Origin of the sequence: Flavobacterium sp. (assembly GCF_044369455.1) — a bacterium.
Taxonomy (GTDB): Bacteria; Bacteroidota; Bacteroidia; order Flavobacteriales; family Flavobacteriaceae; genus Flavobacterium.
Window position 1 is genome coordinate 367900 of sequence record NZ_JBIPLW010000001.1, and the last position, 16410, is coordinate 384309.

Consider the following 16410-nt stretch of genomic DNA (forward strand, 5'->3'; position numbering starts at 1 on the left):
GCATGACAAAAATTCAACTAATGAAATATAAAAGAATTCTTCTGAAACTTAGTGGTGAGGCTTTAATGGGCGATAGACAGTACGGAATTGACCCTAAGCGTCTAGCAGAGTATGCTGATGAAATTAAAGAAATTCACGACAAAGGTGTGGAAATAGCCATTGTTATTGGTGGTGGAAATATTTTTAGAGGAATTTCTGGCGCCAGTAATGGTATGGATAGAGTTCAAGGAGATTATATGGGAATGCTTGCAACCGTTATTAATGGAATGGCTTTGCAAGGTGCGCTTGAAGATAAAGGAATGTTAACCCGTTTGCAAACGGCTTTGAAAATTGAAGCGATTGCTGAGCCGTACATCAAAAGAAGAGCGGTTCGTCATTTGGAAAAGGGAAGAATTGTTATTTTTGGTGCTGGTACTGGAAATCCGTATTTCACAACAGATACCGCAGCAGTTCTTCGTGGTGTTGAAGTACATGCGGATGTGATTTTGAAAGGAACACGCGTGGATGGAATATACGACTCTGATCCAGAAAAAAATACAAATGCTATAAAATTTGATAGTATAAGCTTTGATGATGTTATTAAAAAAGGATTGAATGTTATGGACTCGACAGCTTTTACTTTAAGCCAAGAAAACGCATTGCCGATTGTCGTTTTTGATATGAATAAAAAAGGGAATTTATTAAAAATTTGTAACGGCGAAGAAATAGGAACCGTAGTAAGAATATAGTTTAGGGTTTATAGTTTGTTGTTTATTATTAACGACAAACCATAAACGACAAACCACAAACAATAAAACAATGGAAGAAATAGAATTTATTTTAGACAGTACAAAAGAATCTATGAATGGTTCGATTGCACATTTAGAAAAAGAATTTTTAAATATTCGAGCCGGAAAAGCATCTCCACAAATGTTGGGTAGTGTTTTTGTAGATTATTACGGTTCACAAACACCGCTTTCACAAGTATCAAATGTGAATGTTCCTGATGCCAGAACTATCACTATTCAACCGTATGAAAAAAGCATGTTACAACCAATAGAGAAGGCGATTATGATAGCTAATCTTGGGTTTAACCCAATGAATAATGGCGAAAACATTATCATAAATGTTCCGGCCTTAACTGAAGAAAGAAGACGTGATTTGGTTAAACAAGCCAAAGCAGAAGCCGAAGATGCAAAAATTGGAATCAGAAATGCTCGTAAAGATGCCAACACCGATATCAAAAAATTAGAAAAAGATGGGACTTCTGAAGACTTGTGTAAATCGGCAGAAGATGACATTCAGAAATTAACCGATAGTTTTATCCGAAAAGTGGATGAACACTTAGCGACCAAAGAAGCCGAAATTATGAAAGTGTAAGGTTGTTAAATCAATATTAAATCCGTTTTGAAGTATCGAGACGGATTTTTTTATTCCTATTTTTGTTACCTCTTTTGAGCTAATTACTTTTTAATGAAGCGACTATTTTTTTTGTTTTTCTTTTCTACGCTGTCGCTTCAAGCACAAATCCAAATCAATGGAATTATTAAAGATTCCGAAACAAAAAAAACACTTCCTTTTGCGTCAATTACAACAGAAAATGGATTGTCAACTATTTCTGATGTTGATGGGAAGTTTAATTTTATGTTGACTTTTCAGCCAAAATTAATTACCGTTTCCTATGTTGGATATGAATCGGAAATTATTTCACTTGCTACAATCAATTCCTTTTTGACAATTCAATTAATTCCTAAAATTGCAGCACTTAAAGAAGTTACCCTTTCTAATAGTAATCCAGCCAATGCAATTATCACTAAGGTAATACAGCAAAAAAACAATAATAATCCACAATTTAAACTAAACAGTTTCCAATTCAAATCCTATAACAAAATACTAGTTACTGCCAATCCTGATTCAATTGTTGGCAAAATTGATACCCTTTTTGTTAATGCAGTAAGTAAAGATAAAATCATCAAAATAGATTCTTCAGCTTATAAATTCAAAAAAATAATTGACAAACAACATCTGTTTCTTACCGAAAAAGTGTCGCAATTTCAGTTTGAAAAACCACACCTAAAAGAAACTATATTGGGCACCAAAATGGCAGGTTTTAAAGAACCTATTTACGAATTTTTAGGTTTTGGTCTGCAATCATTTTCTATATATGATGATAAATATGAGCTTTTTGAAACCAAATATAAAAGCCCAATTTCAAACACTGCACTCAAAGAATATCGTTATAAAATTTTAGACACCACTTCTGTTGATAATCGTGAGGTTACTGTGCTTTACTTCAAAAATAAAATCAGCAACAAAGGTTTGGAAGGGTTGCTTTATATTGATAATGAAAACCATGCTGTTGCGAAAGCGGTGATGCGCATTCGGGGTGTTTTAGACATTTCAGGGATTCACGAATTTAAGTTTATGCCCGATGAAAAAGTTTGGTTTCCCGTCCGGAAAAATTTTAAAATTGTTAAAGGAAAAAGCAAGGAACCTACAGCAATCTTAGGTGGTCGAATTGAGTTTGCTGCCGAAGATGACAACACCAATTCAAAAAAATCAGCTTCTGATTTTACGTATCTTTCATCCGAAATGCACACTTTTGATTTAGTTGTGAATACTACTCTGAAAATCAAAAAATCTTCTGTTGCCATTGAAGTAAAAGACAATGCCAATAAAAGAGATACTACTTTTTGGAACCTAAACCGAACCAATAGTTTAGATACCAGAGGAGAGAGAACTTATGTGGTTTTGGATAGTATTGTCACCACAGAAAACATAGAGAATAAAATAAAATTTGGACGAAAAGTAATCAATGGTTATTTGCCATTCGGGCCGTTTGATTTTGATTTGCGCTATCTATTGAGTTATAATAATTTTGAAGGATTTCGCCTCGGGATTGGAGGCATAACAAATGATTCCTTCTCGAAAATAATTCGCTTTGAAGCCTATACCGCTTATGGTTTGAAAGATGAAACCGCTAAATATAATTTAGGAACGGCGGTCAGAATAGGTAATTTTTCGAACACATGGGTTGGCGGTTCGTATATTGATGATGTTCGCGAGATTGCGAGTACCTCATTTGCTACAGACAAAAGGGTTTTTAAACTCTATGATCCACGTCCAATCAACATAAGTACTTTTTATAATCACAAGACATGGCGCGGCTATCTTGAAACTAAAATTATTCCAAAGACAGAAACTATTTGGCAACTTTCTTATAGTGAAATAACACCTTTATTCAATTACACTTTTGCCTACGACAGTCACTTGTATCGTGAATTTACGATGTCGACCGCGATGTTTTCAATGCAATGGAATCCGTTTAGCGATTTTATGCAAACGCCGAATGGCAAGATTGAATATGAAAAACGATTTCCAAAATTCTCCTTTCAGTTTACTAAATCTTTGCCAAATTTATTAGCTAATGATTTTGATTTTGGAAAAATAGATGCTCGAATTGAATATGAAAAGAAATATCTAAATGGTCAGAAATCTGCCATTTTACTTCAAGCAGGGTATGCTTTTGGAGCGCTTCCATTGACACATTTATATAATACTTCTCCAAATAATTTGAACCATGACAACGTATTACAACGGATAACCATTGCGGGAAAGAACAGTTTTGAAACCATGTATTTCAATGAATTCTTTTCAAGTGAATATTTGATGCTACACTTTAAGCACGGATTTAAAAGAGTGGAATTGTTCAAAAAAGTAAAGCCTTCTTTGGTTTTGGTTACTCGAATGGCATGGGGAAATCTTCAAAATGCGGAACGTCATATTGGTATTGATTTTAAAACTTTAAATGACGGTTTCTTTGAATCGGGAATTGAATTAAATCAGATATTTAAAGGGTTTGGATTGACTGGATTTTACAGATATGGTCCGAACCAATTGCCTCGATTTGAAGATAACTTGGCTGTAAAATTGAGTTTTGTTTTTGATTTTGGGTTTTAATCTGAATTCATTTACTGGCGCTTCGGTCGCAATGCTTGTGACTGACTTTGATTAAGGCTTAATAATCAACACCGAAGGAATATCAGTTAACCAAGAAGTTTCCTCGTCAACTAATTTTTTCCAAGTTTCTAAACTAAAAATAATAAGATTCTGCTGTTGCATAAAGGGTTTGTTGAGTTCGTCGGTATGAATTACTTCTATATTTTCTTGATAATTTAGTTGAACGGCAGACAAAGCATTTTCGACAATAAAGTTGTTTTTGGTAAGTTCGTTATTATCCAAAAGTGTTATGTGTGAATCATTGTTGTAAATCAATTTTTGAGCATAATCAATTAGGAAAACATCTCCTACGCTAAAAATTCCGACAAAAACTTTATCGATGTTGTGAATGCCTTTATCAATTAAAATGCCCAGTGGTGTTTTGGATTTCGAGATAATTAAACGCGTTCTGTCATCAAAAGGAGAATTTTCAAACAACCCTTCTTTCCCTTTAAACTTATCCAATAGTCTATCCGGATTAATAATTCGCGTAGTAAATCCGAGTACTTTTCCCAATAAGGTTCCTTCAAAAATAGATTTTCCCAATCCTACCAAAACCAAATCATAATTTCCTTGGTGAGCAATATCGGCAATATCGGTTTCTATGTCATTTGTAGCCTTGAAAATTGTGGTGATTTTTTGGTCTAATTTTTTAGATTCTTTAGCAATTGGTTCAAAAGTTTCTTTTTCGTATTCTTCTAAATTGTAGGCGTGCATTTCGTCGCTCATCGTTAAATGCATCGCAGTAATATTGGCAGTATCGGTTTCCTTTTTTATCAAACTATTTGCCAAACGAAGTAGTGATTTCCCTTTTTCATTATTTCCAAACGAAATCAGAATATTAAAATCAGAACGGTTTTTAACCTCTGATGGTATTATGGCATCTTTGGTTTTAAAAATAAAATTGATTATATCCAATGCTGGACCAGTCATAAAAGTGGTTACCAATGCCATGATAACCATCATCGTAAATACTTTAGGCGAAAGTACCCCAAGTTCATAACCAATGTTTAGCACAACCAATTCCATTAATCCACGTGTATTCATCAAAGCGCCAATGGTCAAACTATCACGCCAATTTTGCCCCACAAATCTTGCTGCTAAAGCACTTCCAAGAAATTTTCCAACAACAGCTACTGCAATAATACAGCCCGTAACTTTCCACAAATAAATATCATTAATCAATCCGATTTCCGTTCGTAATCCTGTAAAAACAAAAAACAGCGGCAATAATAATATTACAGATACGTCTTCTACCTTTTCGATAAAAACATTTCTAAATTTTGATATATCGGGCATAATGGCTCCCATCATAAAAGCGCCAAATAAGGCATGAATTCCAATAATTTCAGATAAATATGCAGAAACAATTAAGGTCAAAAGAAAAATAGCAACTACTGATTTTTTGATGTTGCTTTTCTTGGCATACAAATCTCCAACACGTTTTAAAAACGGTTTTACAATAAAGAGCATGGCTAAAACATAGATAAGAGCCAATCCAATTACATACAAAGAACTCACAAAACTTCCGGCTTTAACAATAGCAATAACAACTGCTAAAATGCACCAAGCTGTAATATCATCGGCCGCAGCACAGGTAATTACTATAGTTCCCAATCGTGTTTTATGTATGCCTCGTTCTTGAACAATTCGAGCCAAAACAGGAAAAGCTGTAATACTCATAGCAATTCCCATAAACAAGCTAAATGATAAAAACTCAATTCCAGCTGGTGCAAATTGATGATAGATGTAATAAGACAATCCTATACCAAGAGCAAACGGAATGACAATACTGGCGTGACTAATTACGACTGCTTCATTGGCTTTATTTTTTAGCACTTTCAAGTCTAATTCCATCCCAATCACAAACATGAAAAGTATCAATCCAATCTGACTCAACAATTGAAGATTTCCAAGAGAAGCCACAGGGAAAAGTGCTTCTTTCATGTCCGGAAAATACAAGCCAAAAAGTGAGGGTCCAAGGACAATTCCGGCAATGATTTCTCCTATCACAGAGGGTTGCCCAATTTTTCTGAAAATCCAACCAAAAATTCGGGCCACCAAAACAATAGTAATGATTTGAAATAATAATAAAGCTAATGGATGTTTTAAATTATGAAATAATGAGGAAAGAAACTGAACCCATTGGCTATCATTGGATGATGGAGACACAATTTTTCTGCCAACTTCCAACAGTTTGCCTTGTTCAACAATTCTATACATCAAATAGATGAATCCACCTGTAACGATAATATAAAACAAAGAATTTTTTAAATTTCTCATCTAATAATAGTTGCTACTTATCCTCACAAAGATGCAAAAAAGCACTGTACTTTTTTTTTTTTTTTTGGCTATTTACAATAATTTAAACACCATTAGTAAATCCTTATTAAAATAAAGAAAACTTTGCAATAATTCACTCTAATTTTTTATGGTTTTGATTACCTTTGCAACCCGTTTTAGGTCAAATGAAAAAGTTGTTAGGTATTGGTTTTTGGGAATTAATCGCCCGAATTATCCTCAGAAATAGAATTATTATATTAACAAGTATTGTTTTAATAACAATTCTGTTAGTATGTCAATGGAAATACATCAGGTTTACCCAAACCGAAGCCAACTTAATTCCAGCTGACGACAAAGTCAATGTTGATTACCAAAAATTTCTAAATTATTTTGGAGAAGAAGGAAACCTTATCGTAATTGCTACTAAAGATAAAAAGCTATTTACCCCAAAAGTTTACAAAGCTTGGAGCGATTTAATGAACGACATCAAATTGGATAAAGCGGTAAGTTTAGTTGTCTCTGTTGATAATCTGCAAAAATTAATCAAAAACGATTATCTCGAAACTTTCGAGTTGAATCCTTTGATTGATGAGAGTAAAATTCACGACGAGGCCTATTTAAAACAAAAAAAAACGGAACTGTTCACTAAATTGCCTTTTTATGAAGGGTTACTCTTCAATAAAAAAACGGGTGCCATTCGCTCTGCGATTTACTTAGACAAAAAAATAGTCAACACCGAAAAACGAAAAGACTATGTTCTTAATCAACTGATTCCACGATTAGAAAAATTTAAAAAAGCAACTGGAATAACGCTTCACACTTCTGGAATGCCTTACATCCGAACGCTTAATGCTAAAACCATTATTGATGAAATCGGTTTGTTTATTGGAGCAGCTTTATTAATTACGTCACTAATTTTCTTCTATTTTTTCCGTTCATTCCGAGCAACAATGATTTCTTTAATTGTTGTTATTATTGGCGTAATGTGGTCCTTCGGAATTATGGGTGCATTGGGTTATGAAATTACAGTACTTACTGCTTTAGTACCCACTTTGGTTATTGTAATCGGAATACCAAACTGCATTTTCTTTATCAATAAGTACCATCAGGAATACTATAAACACGCTAATAAAGCCAAAGCATTACAAAGGGTAATTACCAAAACGGGTACGGCAACATTAATGACCAATATTACTACCGCTGTTGGTTTTGCAACTTTTATTGCGACAAACAATGTCTTGCTGAGAGAATTTGGAGTAGTAACCACCTTAAACATTCTGGCAATTTATCTTTTGAGCTTGCTTTTAATACCCATTTTTTTTAGTTATATACCTTCTCCAATTCCAAGACATTTAGGTCATCTCGAAAGAGAATCATTGACAAAGTTTTTAAAATGGATTGTTAATACCGTTAAGTACAATAGAATTAGTGTCTATGTTATTTCGGTCTGCTTATTAGTTTTTGGAATTATCGGAATTGAAAAAATAAAAGTTTCAGGAAGTATTATTGAAGACATGCCTAAAAACACGGACTTTTATAGAGACATTCGCTTCTTTGAAAAAGAGTTTGACGGTGTTATGCCTTTGGAAATTATGATTGATAGCAAAAGAAAAAACGGTGCCATGAAGCTTTCTGCATTAAGAAAAATGGAAGAGTTAGAACAAACGATAACTGATATTCCGGAACTTTCAAAACCATTGTCTATTGTCAATATTGCAAAAAGTTTTAATCAAGCGTATTATAATGGAAATCCTGATTTTTATGCGTTGCCTTCACCAAATGAGGAGTTCGCTTTACTTCCCTATATCAAAAATTCATTTAAATACTCCAAAGATAATCAACTGAAAAATTACATTTCTTCAGACGGACGAGTGGTGCGAATGACCACCTTTATCAAAGATGAAAACGGAGAAAAAATGGAAGCTATAGAAGCTCATATTCGAAATAAAGCGGACAAGCTATTTCCTTCGCCAAGATATGAAGTGATTATTACCGGAAAACCATCTGTGTTTCAAAAAGGAACTAAGTACTTGCTCGACAATTTACTTTCCTCACTTTTATTTGCATTTTTTCTAACGGGTGCATTAGTGGCTATAATGTTCCGTTCATTCAAAATGGTCTTGGTTTCTATTATACCCAATTTATTACCATTACTAATGACTGCAGGTTTGATGGGTTTTTTAGGAATTCCGTTAAAACCATCTACTTTATTGGTATTCGGAATTGCTTTCGGAATGTCGGTTGATGATACGTTACGCTTCTTGGCACAATATCGATTAGAACTTTCACGTAACAATTGGAGAATTAAAAAATCAGTATTTGCTACCTTCGACGATGCCGGAATCAGTATGTTTTATACTTCAATTGTGTTATTCTTCGGATTCTCTGTATTTATGTTGTCTAGTTTTGGAGGTACCGTTGCGCTTGGCGGTTTGGTTGCACTGACTTTATGTTTCGGAATGTTATCTAATTTGGTTTTATTACCTTCTTTAGTTTTAACTTTAAACAAAAGATTAGCTAACGAACAACAACTGCCAGAACCAATAATTGACATCATAGAACATACTGATGAAGAGATTGATGAAGTAGAAAAAAACAATAAATAATTTATATTTGCAATCATAATATTAAATATCAAATTTTAAATATTTAAAATCTCATATTAAAAAATGAAACATACAAAAGTTAGAAGCTTACTCAGCAGTAATACCACAATTTCAGAAGTGAATGCAAAAGGTTGGGTAAGAACTTTTAGAAATAATCAATTTATTGCGTTGAACGATGGTTCAACAATTAACAACATTCAATGTGTTGTTGATTTTGAAAACACGCCAGAAGAAACCTTAAAAAGAATTACAACGGGAGCAGCTGTTTCGGTAACTGGAGCTCTGGTTGAAAGTCAAGGAGCGGGTCAGAAATATGAAATTCAAGTTTCGAAATTAGAAATTTTGGGAGATTCTGATGCAGAGAAATTTCCAATGCAACCCAAAAAACATTCGTTGGAGTTCCTTAGAGAAAATGCTCATTTACGAGTTAGAACTAATACTTATGGTGCAATAAATAGAGTAAAATCTACTTTAGCTTTTGCAGTTCATAAATATTTTCATGATAAAGACTTTAATTATGTACATACACCCATAATTACAGGGAGTGATGCAGAAGGAGCTGGTGAAACTTTTCAAGTTACTTCGTTGGATTTAAAAAATTTACCAAAAAATGAAGATGGAAGTATAAATTATAAAGAAGACTTTTTTGGAAAAGAAACAAATCTTACTGTTTCAGGACAATTAGAAGCAGAAACCTTTGCTATGGCATTAGGTCAAGTATATACTTTTGGACCAACCTTTCGTGCTGAAAATTCGAACACAACAAGACATTTAGCAGAATTTTGGATGATTGAACCTGAAGTTGCTTTCAATGATTTGAATGACAATATGGATTTGGCAGAAGATTTTATTCAGTATGTAATCAAATATACAATGGATAAATGTCAGGACGATTTAAAATTTTTGGAAAGTCGTTTAGCCGAAGAAGAAAAACAAAAACCTCAGGCTGAACGAAGCGAAATGTCTTTATTAGAAAAATTAAACTTCGTTTTAGAGAATAACTTCAAACGTGTTTCCTATACCGAAGCCATTGAGATCTTACGAGATTCAACACCTAATAAAAAGAAGAAATTTCAATATATTATTAATGAATGGGGTGCTGACTTACAATCGGAACACGAACGTTATTTGGTGGAGAAACACTTTAAATGTCCTGTAATATTATTTGATTACCCTGCTAACATCAAAGCATTTTATATGCGATTGAACGACAACACTGAACCCGGAAAAGAAACGGTTCGTGCCATGGATATTCTGTTTCCTGGAATCGGAGAAATAGTTGGGGGTTCACAAAGAGAAGAACGTTATGATGTTTTGGTCGAAAAAATGAAAAAACTCGGTATTGAAGAAGAGGAACTTTGGTGGTATTTAGACACCCGAAGATTCGGTTCTGCAATTCATTCAGGGTTTGGATTAGGGTTTGAAAGATTAGTATTGTTTGTAACCGGAATGACCAACATAAGAGATGTAATCCCATTTCCGAGAACACCACAAAACGCAGAATTCTAAAATGTTTAATGTTGTTTAAAATAGTTTAATGTTGTTTAACCATAACAACTTTAAACCCTTAAACTCTTAAACCTTTAAACCATTATAAATGTTAAAACAGTTTCTAAATCTAAAATTATCCCAAAAACTATCACCTCAGCAAATTCAGTTGATGAAGTTGATACAATTGCCTACGCAGGCATTTGAGCAACGACTCAAGGAGGAGATGGTTGAAAATCCGGCTTTAGAAAGTGGTAAAGAAGAAGAGGAATTGTATGAAAAGGATGAGTTCGACAACAATGATGATGACTACGATGATTATGAAGGAAGCGACAACATTGAAACCGACGAAATCAATATTGACGAATATTTAAGCAATGACGAAACTCCCGAATACAAGCTACAAGCGAATAATTATAGCGACGATGATGAAGACCGAGAAATTCCTTTTGCTTCATCAACTAGTTTTCATCAAGATTTAATTAATCAGTTAAATACCTTTGTTTTAACTGATGACGAACATGATATTGCTGAATTCCTAATTGGTAGTATTGACGATGATGGTTATTTGCGAAGAGACATTCAGGATATTGTAGACGATATGGCATTTACTCAAGGGATTTATACGGATGAAAAGTCCGTTGAAAAAATGCTTCATATTATTCAAGATTTGGATCCCGCTGGAGTTGGAGCCCGAAATTTACACGAATGTTTATTGTTGCAACTTCGCCACAAAACACCGACAGAATATGTTGATTTGGCTATCAATATGATTCAAAATGAATTTGACGCATTTACTAAAAAGCACTACGACAAACTATTAGCTACGTATTCTATTTCAAAAGAACAACTTAAAAAAGTCATTGAAGAAATAGAAAAATTAAACCCAAAACCAGGTGGCGCTTTTGATAGCAGCAGTCGTGTGGTAGAACAAATTGTCCCCGATTTTGCAATTAGAATTGTAGATGGCGAATTGGAACTGACGTTAAACGGCAGAAATGCTCCTACGTTACACGTTTCAAAGGATTATCAAGAAATGCTTCAAACCTATAAAGTGTCTAAGGATAAATCACATTCGCAAAAAGATGCGGTGCAATTTATCAAACAAAAATTGGATTCTGCCAAATGGTTTATCGATGCCATAAGACAACGTCAAGAAACACTTTTCGTGACGATGAATGCTATTATGCACTTTCAGCAGGAGTATTTCTTAGATGGAGAAGAAACCAAACTAAAACCTATGATTTTGAAAGACGTTGCTGATATGGTTGGTCTTGATATTTCTACGGTTTCAAGAGTGGCTAATAGCAAGTATGTGGACACACCTTACGGCACAAAACTAATCAAGGAATATTTCTCTGAATCGATGAAAAATGATCAAGGGGAAGATGTTTCTACGCTTGAAATCAAAAAAATACTAAAAACGGTTATTGAAGAAGAAGACAAAAGCAAACCGTTACCAGATGATCAATTAGCCGACATTCTTAAAGAAAAAGGATACCCAATCGCCCGAAGAACTATAGCCAAGTATAGGGATTTACTCGATATTCCTGTGGCACGTATGCGGAAGAAAATTTAAATTAAAAACACTTTGAAAAAAATTCTTCCTTTTTTTTCTTATGCCTTCCATCCTATTTTCATTCCACTTTTAGGAACTGTTTTTTATGTGTTACTTGACAATAGCTATTTTACATTACCGCAATATTTGATTCTGTTTTTACAAATAATTATCATTACAATTCTATTACCTATTGCCTTTTTCTTCCTTCTTAGAACTTTCGGGAAAATTGACACTGTAATGCTCTCAGACATTTCTCAGCGAAAAATCCCTTTGCTATTACAACTAATGCTATTTGCAGTTTTAATTCAAAAGAGCATCACTTTTGATCGATTCCCAAGCCTTTTTTTATTCTTTGCAGGGGGAATTATAAGTACTATTTTGGCTTTCTTTTTTTTGTATTTCAAAATCAAAGCCAGTATTCATATGATTGGTATTAGCTCACTGACCGTTTTTATTATTGGATTAAGTATTTACAATGAAATCAATACGATTAACACGGTGGCTTTTTTTATTATTATGAATGGTCTAGTGGCTTCTTCACGCTTAGTAATGAATGCCCATTCGAATAAAGAATTGTTGATTGGTTTTTTTTGTGGCGCTATTCCACAAAGCGTACTACTTTATCTTTGGTTATAAAATGTAGAACATTAAACCAAAATTAGTCGTAGTCATGTTTATTGACTCATTTTCAATTTTCGCAGCCGATTGAAGCAACGGATTTAGACCATAATACACATAGAAATTCCAAGTATTCCAACCAAAAGCCATGTAAATTCCGTAGTGAAGCTGGTTAAAATCTTTATTGTTGGATAATTTAAAATCTCCTGTTGAGGACGCCGATTTATATTCGTCATAAAAAAGATAACTCAATTTTACTCCAGTATAAACCCTCCAAAACACATGACTTTCTGGAGTAGAATTCCTCCATCGAAACTCTAAAGGCAAATCGATATAATGAAGCGATAATTTATTTTTACTAAAGCTAACTTCAGGATCAAAAACTTGATAGGTATTATTTCCGTTAGAACTTCTTATCTCTAAATTATGATTATAGATTCCTAAAGAATACCCCAATCCAGCTGCAAAGGCGAAAGTTCTTTTCTTATTTATTGGCATGTCTCTCAAAAAACCAATAGCAAACCCAGGAGAAAGTTTGTTTTGAGCTATTCCATCTGGGCGTTTTTGAAGCGCGTTGTAGGTGATATTTAAATAAAATTGATCTTCGCGATATAACGAATCTACTGCATCAAAATCTATTTGTTTTTGTTGAGCAAAAATGGCTATCGTTGTAAAAAATGTTATGATGAAAAGAGAAACCCGCATACACTTTTTTTTAGGAAGAAAAAGCAGAGAGGAAGGGATTCGAACCCTCGATATGTTGCCATATACACGCTTTCCAAGCGTGCGCCTTCAGCCACTCGGCCACCTCTCTAATTGTGGTACAAAGAACAACAAAATTTTTGAGTAAAAAAAGTTCAAATACTAATTTGTTATCTCATTTCGCCACGAAGAGATGTTTCAAAAATAGTTTTAAAAACAGCTCCTGCTACATTTTGTCCCAACAAGTACATCAGTTTGGTGATTGCGGCTTCAGTGGTAATATCTTTTCCTGAAATAACACCAATTTCTTTGAGCTGTGAACTGGTTTCATATTGTCCCATATTGACGCTCCCGCCCGAACACTGGGTTACATTAATAATATGTATACCATTATTGATGGCTTTTTTGAGCGTATTTACAAACCAATCATCCGTTGGTGCATTTCCAGATCCGTAGGTTTCCAAAATCACTCCTTTCAGATTTGGTATAGCAATTATCGCTGATAAAACAGAATCTGTAATTCCAGGAAACATTTTTACAATGACCACGTTTCTGTTCATTTTTTTATGAACTACTATCTTTTTAGTCGTTTTTTTTTGCAAAACAATGTTAGAATTGACATTCAAATGAACGCCGGATTCTGCTAAATGCTGATAATTTGGAGATGCAAAAGCATTAAAATGCTCAGCATTTATTTTGGTTGTTCTATTTCCCCGATATAATTTGTATTCAAAGTACAAACAAACTTCGTTTATGACTGATTTCCCTTTTTCTTGTAAAGAGGCAATTTGAATGGCTGTAATGAGATTTTCTTTTGCATCAGTTCTTAAATCTCCAATGGGTAATTGAGAACCCGTAAAAACAACTGGCTTACTTAAATTTTCTAACATAAAACTCAATGCTGAAGCTGAATACGACATCGTGTCCGAACCGTGAAGTACTACAAATCCATCAAACTTGGTGTAGTTTCCTTCAATAATTTCAGCAATTTCTACCCATTTTTCTGGATTGATGTTCGAGGAATCGATAGGTTTTTTAAAAGATACCGTTTCTATAGTACAATCCAAATGCTTGAGTTCTGGAATTTTTTGCAATAATTGTTTAAAGTTGAACGCCTTTAAAACACCCGTTTCAAAATCTTTGATCATGCCGATAGTTCCGCCAGTATAAACAAGAAGTATGTTGGGTTTAGTTTGCATTCAAATATTTTGATTTATTCAACACCGGATTGGCATACATTGCTAAAAAGCTTTCCACCATTTGCAGATTATTTTCATCGATTTTCATTTCCAATCTTCGCTCAAACAATGACTTTTCGTTTTCTGTGTAGAAACTGCTATAAGTAGTAGATTTGTTTAATAAATCGTACGCAATATAGTTAGTCGGCCATAATTTATAACTCTGCAGAATAGAATCATCAATTGCCTGTGCCAAGGCCTGAACTTGCTTGTTTATATTGTCAAACTCATGAGCAATTTCATGTAATTCGGTATTCAAGATAGTACCAACATGAATGTGAATGCGCTTCTTTTGACCAATGATTCCGCTTAATAACGTAACAAAATCTTCGTTTTTTTCTTTGATGTATATTTCATCATTGGCCTCGGCTATTAACTGTGGCATTTTAAGAGCATCGGTAGGATCATATTCATACGAAATTGAGACAGGGACAATTTTAATTTTCTTAAAATAATCAATTACGTTTGCTTCGTCTGAACCCATTGCAAGCATTTTCAAAACACCTGAATGTGTTGCGTCATTACCATCTTTGGTTCTTCCTTCACGCTGTGCAATCCACACTGATCGGTTTTCGCGCAACAATAATTGTCCAATATATTCTGCCATTAATTTAGAACTTTGTAGCAATTCTCTAGGCGATAAACCGCGTTGTACCAAAAAATTTCTGTTTAGTTTTGCTAACGTATTCATGAAATCTCGCTTTACCAAATTATCTCCGATTGCAGAAGCAGTCATCACTAATCCATGTTCAAATAAGCAGGCATTCAATAAAGAAGTATCTAAAATAATGTCTCTGTGGTTGGAAATAAAAAGATAAGAGGTGTTTTTTTCTAATGTATCAAAACCCGAAGTTGATAAGCCATCCGAACTTTTCTCCAAGACTTTTTTCAGCGCTTTATATATAAAATTGCATTGAAAATCACGGATAGAATGGGTTCTTTTTAGCTGTTCTTTCCATATTTCGTCATCAAGTTCGGGAAAAGTAAAATTCATTATTGCCTTCATCATCGGATGATTTAGTGAGGCGCAAATAGCTTCATTTACTTCGGTATCATAAAACGGACGAATTGCATCAAATCTTTGCATCTTGGCTTACAATTTTACAGTGGCAAAAGAACAAAAAAAAAGTCAATTTTTGTTAAATTTTGGGTTAAATCCCAAAAATGGCTTTTGAATTTTGTGTAGTAATTTGGGCAATTTCTTCTATAGGCAATTGATAAATCTGTGCTAATTTTTCCGCAACCCATTTGGTATAACTACTTTCGTTTCGTTTGCCTCTAAAAGGTACTGGCGCTAAATAAGGTGAATCCGTTTCGAGAACAATGTGTTTTAAATCAATCTCATTTAAAAACTGATCAATTTTTCCGTTTTTAAACGTAGCAACACCGCCAATTCCGAGTTTCATGTTTAAATCAATCGCTCTTTTGGCCTGACCGAAATCGCCAGCAAAGCAATGAAATATGCCAAATAAATCAGTCGCCTTTTCACTTTCTAATACTTCAAAAACTTCATCAAACGCCTCACGACAGTGAATGTTGATGGCTAATTTGTGTTTTTTTGCCAATTGGATTTGGCGCTGAAAAGCTTCTTGTTGAATTTTCAAAGTTGTTTTGTCCCAATACAAATCCACCCCAATTTCGCCGATGGCATAAAACTTTCTTATAGCCAGTTCGGTTTCAACATGTGCTAATTCTTCCTGATAGGTTTCGGGCTTTACATAACACGGATGCAAACCCATCATCAAGAAAATGTTTGAAGGAAATTGTGCTTCTAAGTCATACATTTTTTGAGTGTAGGACGAATCAATAGACGGAACAAAAAATCGCGAAACACCAGAATCAATAGCGCGTTGAATCATTTCATTTCTGTCGTGTTCAAATTCTTCAGAATATAAATGGGTGTGGGTATCGGTTAAAATCATTTTGAGTTGCGGGT

Annotated in this window: 12 protein-coding genes and 1 tRNA gene; 7 read left to right on the forward strand and 6 right to left on the reverse strand. The window is 34.0% G+C overall.

Annotated elements, in window-relative coordinates:
- The first annotated feature begins 20 nt into the window (after positions 1 to 20).
- The 3 genes from pyrH (at position 21) to ACIQ2L_RS01595 (ending at position 3939) form a co-directional block, all read left to right on the forward strand.
- Positions 21 to 728 (forward strand): UMP kinase, encoded by a 708-nt coding sequence (gene pyrH, locus ACIQ2L_RS01585; protein WP_396155762.1) that lies wholly within the window; start codon positions 21 to 23, stop codon positions 726 to 728.
- 70 nt (positions 729 to 798) lie between these two features.
- The gene (frr, locus tag ACIQ2L_RS01590) at positions 799 to 1359 is read left to right on the forward strand and encodes a ribosome recycling factor (protein ID WP_396155763.1); all 561 of its coding nucleotides are present in this window, start codon (positions 799 to 801) and stop codon (positions 1357 to 1359) included.
- A 93-nt stretch (positions 1360 to 1452) separates the two neighbouring features.
- Entirely contained in the window at positions 1453 to 3939 is a 2487-nt protein-coding gene (locus tag ACIQ2L_RS01595) for a DUF5686 family protein (RefSeq protein ID WP_396155764.1), read from the forward strand.
- A gap of 51 nt (positions 3940 to 3990) precedes the next feature.
- Here ACIQ2L_RS01595 and ACIQ2L_RS01600 read toward each other — a convergent pair whose 3' ends face one another.
- Entirely contained in the window at positions 3991 to 6261 is a 2271-nt protein-coding gene (locus ACIQ2L_RS01600; protein ID WP_396155765.1) for a cation:proton antiporter, read from the reverse strand.
- Positions 6262 to 6446: 185 nt separating this feature from the next.
- On the opposite strand from ACIQ2L_RS01600, the gene ACIQ2L_RS01605 reads away from it, so the two are divergent.
- From ACIQ2L_RS01605 to ACIQ2L_RS01620, 4 genes are all read left to right on the forward strand, one after another.
- On the forward strand, positions 6447 to 8867 hold the full coding sequence (locus ACIQ2L_RS01605; RefSeq protein WP_396155766.1) for an RND family transporter: 2421 nt from the start codon (positions 6447 to 6449) through the stop codon (positions 8865 to 8867).
- Between the two features lie 63 nt (positions 8868 to 8930).
- Entirely contained in the window at positions 8931 to 10376 is a 1446-nt protein-coding gene (asnS, locus tag ACIQ2L_RS01610; RefSeq protein ID WP_396155768.1) for an asparagine--tRNA ligase, read from the forward strand.
- Between the two features lie 88 nt (positions 10377 to 10464).
- A complete protein-coding gene (rpoN, locus tag ACIQ2L_RS01615) occupies positions 10465 to 11934 on the forward strand; it encodes an RNA polymerase factor sigma-54 (RefSeq protein ID WP_396155770.1) in 1470 nt (489 codons plus the stop codon).
- Between the two features lie 12 nt (positions 11935 to 11946).
- Positions 11947 to 12552, forward strand: coding sequence for a hypothetical protein (locus tag ACIQ2L_RS01620; protein WP_396155772.1), 606 nt, complete (start codon positions 11947 to 11949; stop codon positions 12550 to 12552).
- Here the strand turns inward: ACIQ2L_RS01620 and ACIQ2L_RS01625 are convergent.
- The 5 genes from ACIQ2L_RS01625 to ACIQ2L_RS01645 form a co-directional block, all read right to left on the reverse strand.
- On the reverse strand, positions 12547 to 13239 hold the full coding sequence (locus ACIQ2L_RS01625; protein WP_396155773.1) for a porin family protein: 693 nt from the start codon (positions 13237 to 13239) through the stop codon (positions 12547 to 12549). The two genes, ACIQ2L_RS01620 and ACIQ2L_RS01625, sit on opposite strands and share 6 nt — an antisense overlap.
- Before the next feature lie 24 nt (positions 13240 to 13263).
- Positions 13264 to 13348, reverse strand: a tRNA-Ser gene (locus tag ACIQ2L_RS01630).
- A gap of 58 nt (positions 13349 to 13406) precedes the next feature.
- Positions 13407 to 14435, reverse strand: coding sequence for an asparaginase (locus ACIQ2L_RS01635; RefSeq protein WP_396155775.1), 1029 nt, complete (start codon positions 14433 to 14435; stop codon positions 13407 to 13409).
- Complete coding sequence (locus tag ACIQ2L_RS01640; protein WP_396155777.1) at positions 14425 to 15561, reverse strand: 1-acyl-sn-glycerol-3-phosphate acyltransferase; 1137 nt, start codon at positions 15559 to 15561, stop codon at positions 14425 to 14427. Before ACIQ2L_RS01640 ends, ACIQ2L_RS01635 begins: the two co-directional genes overlap by 11 nt.
- 64 nt (positions 15562 to 15625) lie before the next feature.
- Positions 15626 to 16396 (reverse strand): TatD family hydrolase, encoded by a 771-nt coding sequence (locus tag ACIQ2L_RS01645; RefSeq protein WP_396155779.1) that lies wholly within the window; start codon positions 16394 to 16396, stop codon positions 15626 to 15628.
- Between the last annotated feature and the right edge of the window lie 14 nt (positions 16397 to 16410).

Bases quoted from the DNA above. Each gene is read 5' to 3' on its own strand.
- pyrH (WP_396155762.1), top strand. From the start codon at position 21: ATGAAATATAAAAGAATTCTTCTGAAACTTAGTGGTGAGGCTTTAATG.
- frr (WP_396155763.1), top strand. From the start codon at position 799: ATGGAAGAAATAGAATTTATTTTAGACAGTACAAAAGAATCTATGAAT.
- ACIQ2L_RS01595 (WP_396155764.1), top strand. From the start codon at position 1,453: ATGAAGCGACTATTTTTTTTGTTTTTCTTTTCTACGCTGTCGCTTCAA.
- ACIQ2L_RS01600 (WP_396155765.1), bottom strand. From the start codon at position 6,261: ATGAGAAATTTAAAAAATTCTTTGTTTTATATTATCGTTACAGGTGGA.
- ACIQ2L_RS01605 (WP_396155766.1), top strand. From the start codon at position 6,447: ATGAAAAAGTTGTTAGGTATTGGTTTTTGGGAATTAATCGCCCGAATT.
- asnS (WP_396155768.1), top strand. From the start codon at position 8,931: ATGAAACATACAAAAGTTAGAAGCTTACTCAGCAGTAATACCACAATT.
- rpoN (WP_396155770.1), top strand. From the start codon at position 10,465: ATGTTAAAACAGTTTCTAAATCTAAAATTATCCCAAAAACTATCACCT.
- ACIQ2L_RS01625 (WP_396155773.1), bottom strand. From the start codon at position 13,239: ATGCGGGTTTCTCTTTTCATCATAACATTTTTTACAACGATAGCCATT.
- ACIQ2L_RS01635 (WP_396155775.1), bottom strand. From the start codon at position 14,435: ATGCAAACTAAACCCAACATACTTCTTGTTTATACTGGCGGAACTATC.
- ACIQ2L_RS01640 (WP_396155777.1), bottom strand. From the start codon at position 15,561: ATGCAAAGATTTGATGCAATTCGTCCGTTTTATGATACCGAAGTAAAT.
- ACIQ2L_RS01645 (WP_396155779.1), bottom strand. From the start codon at position 16,396: ATGATTTTAACCGATACCCACACCCATTTATATTCTGAAGAATTTGAA.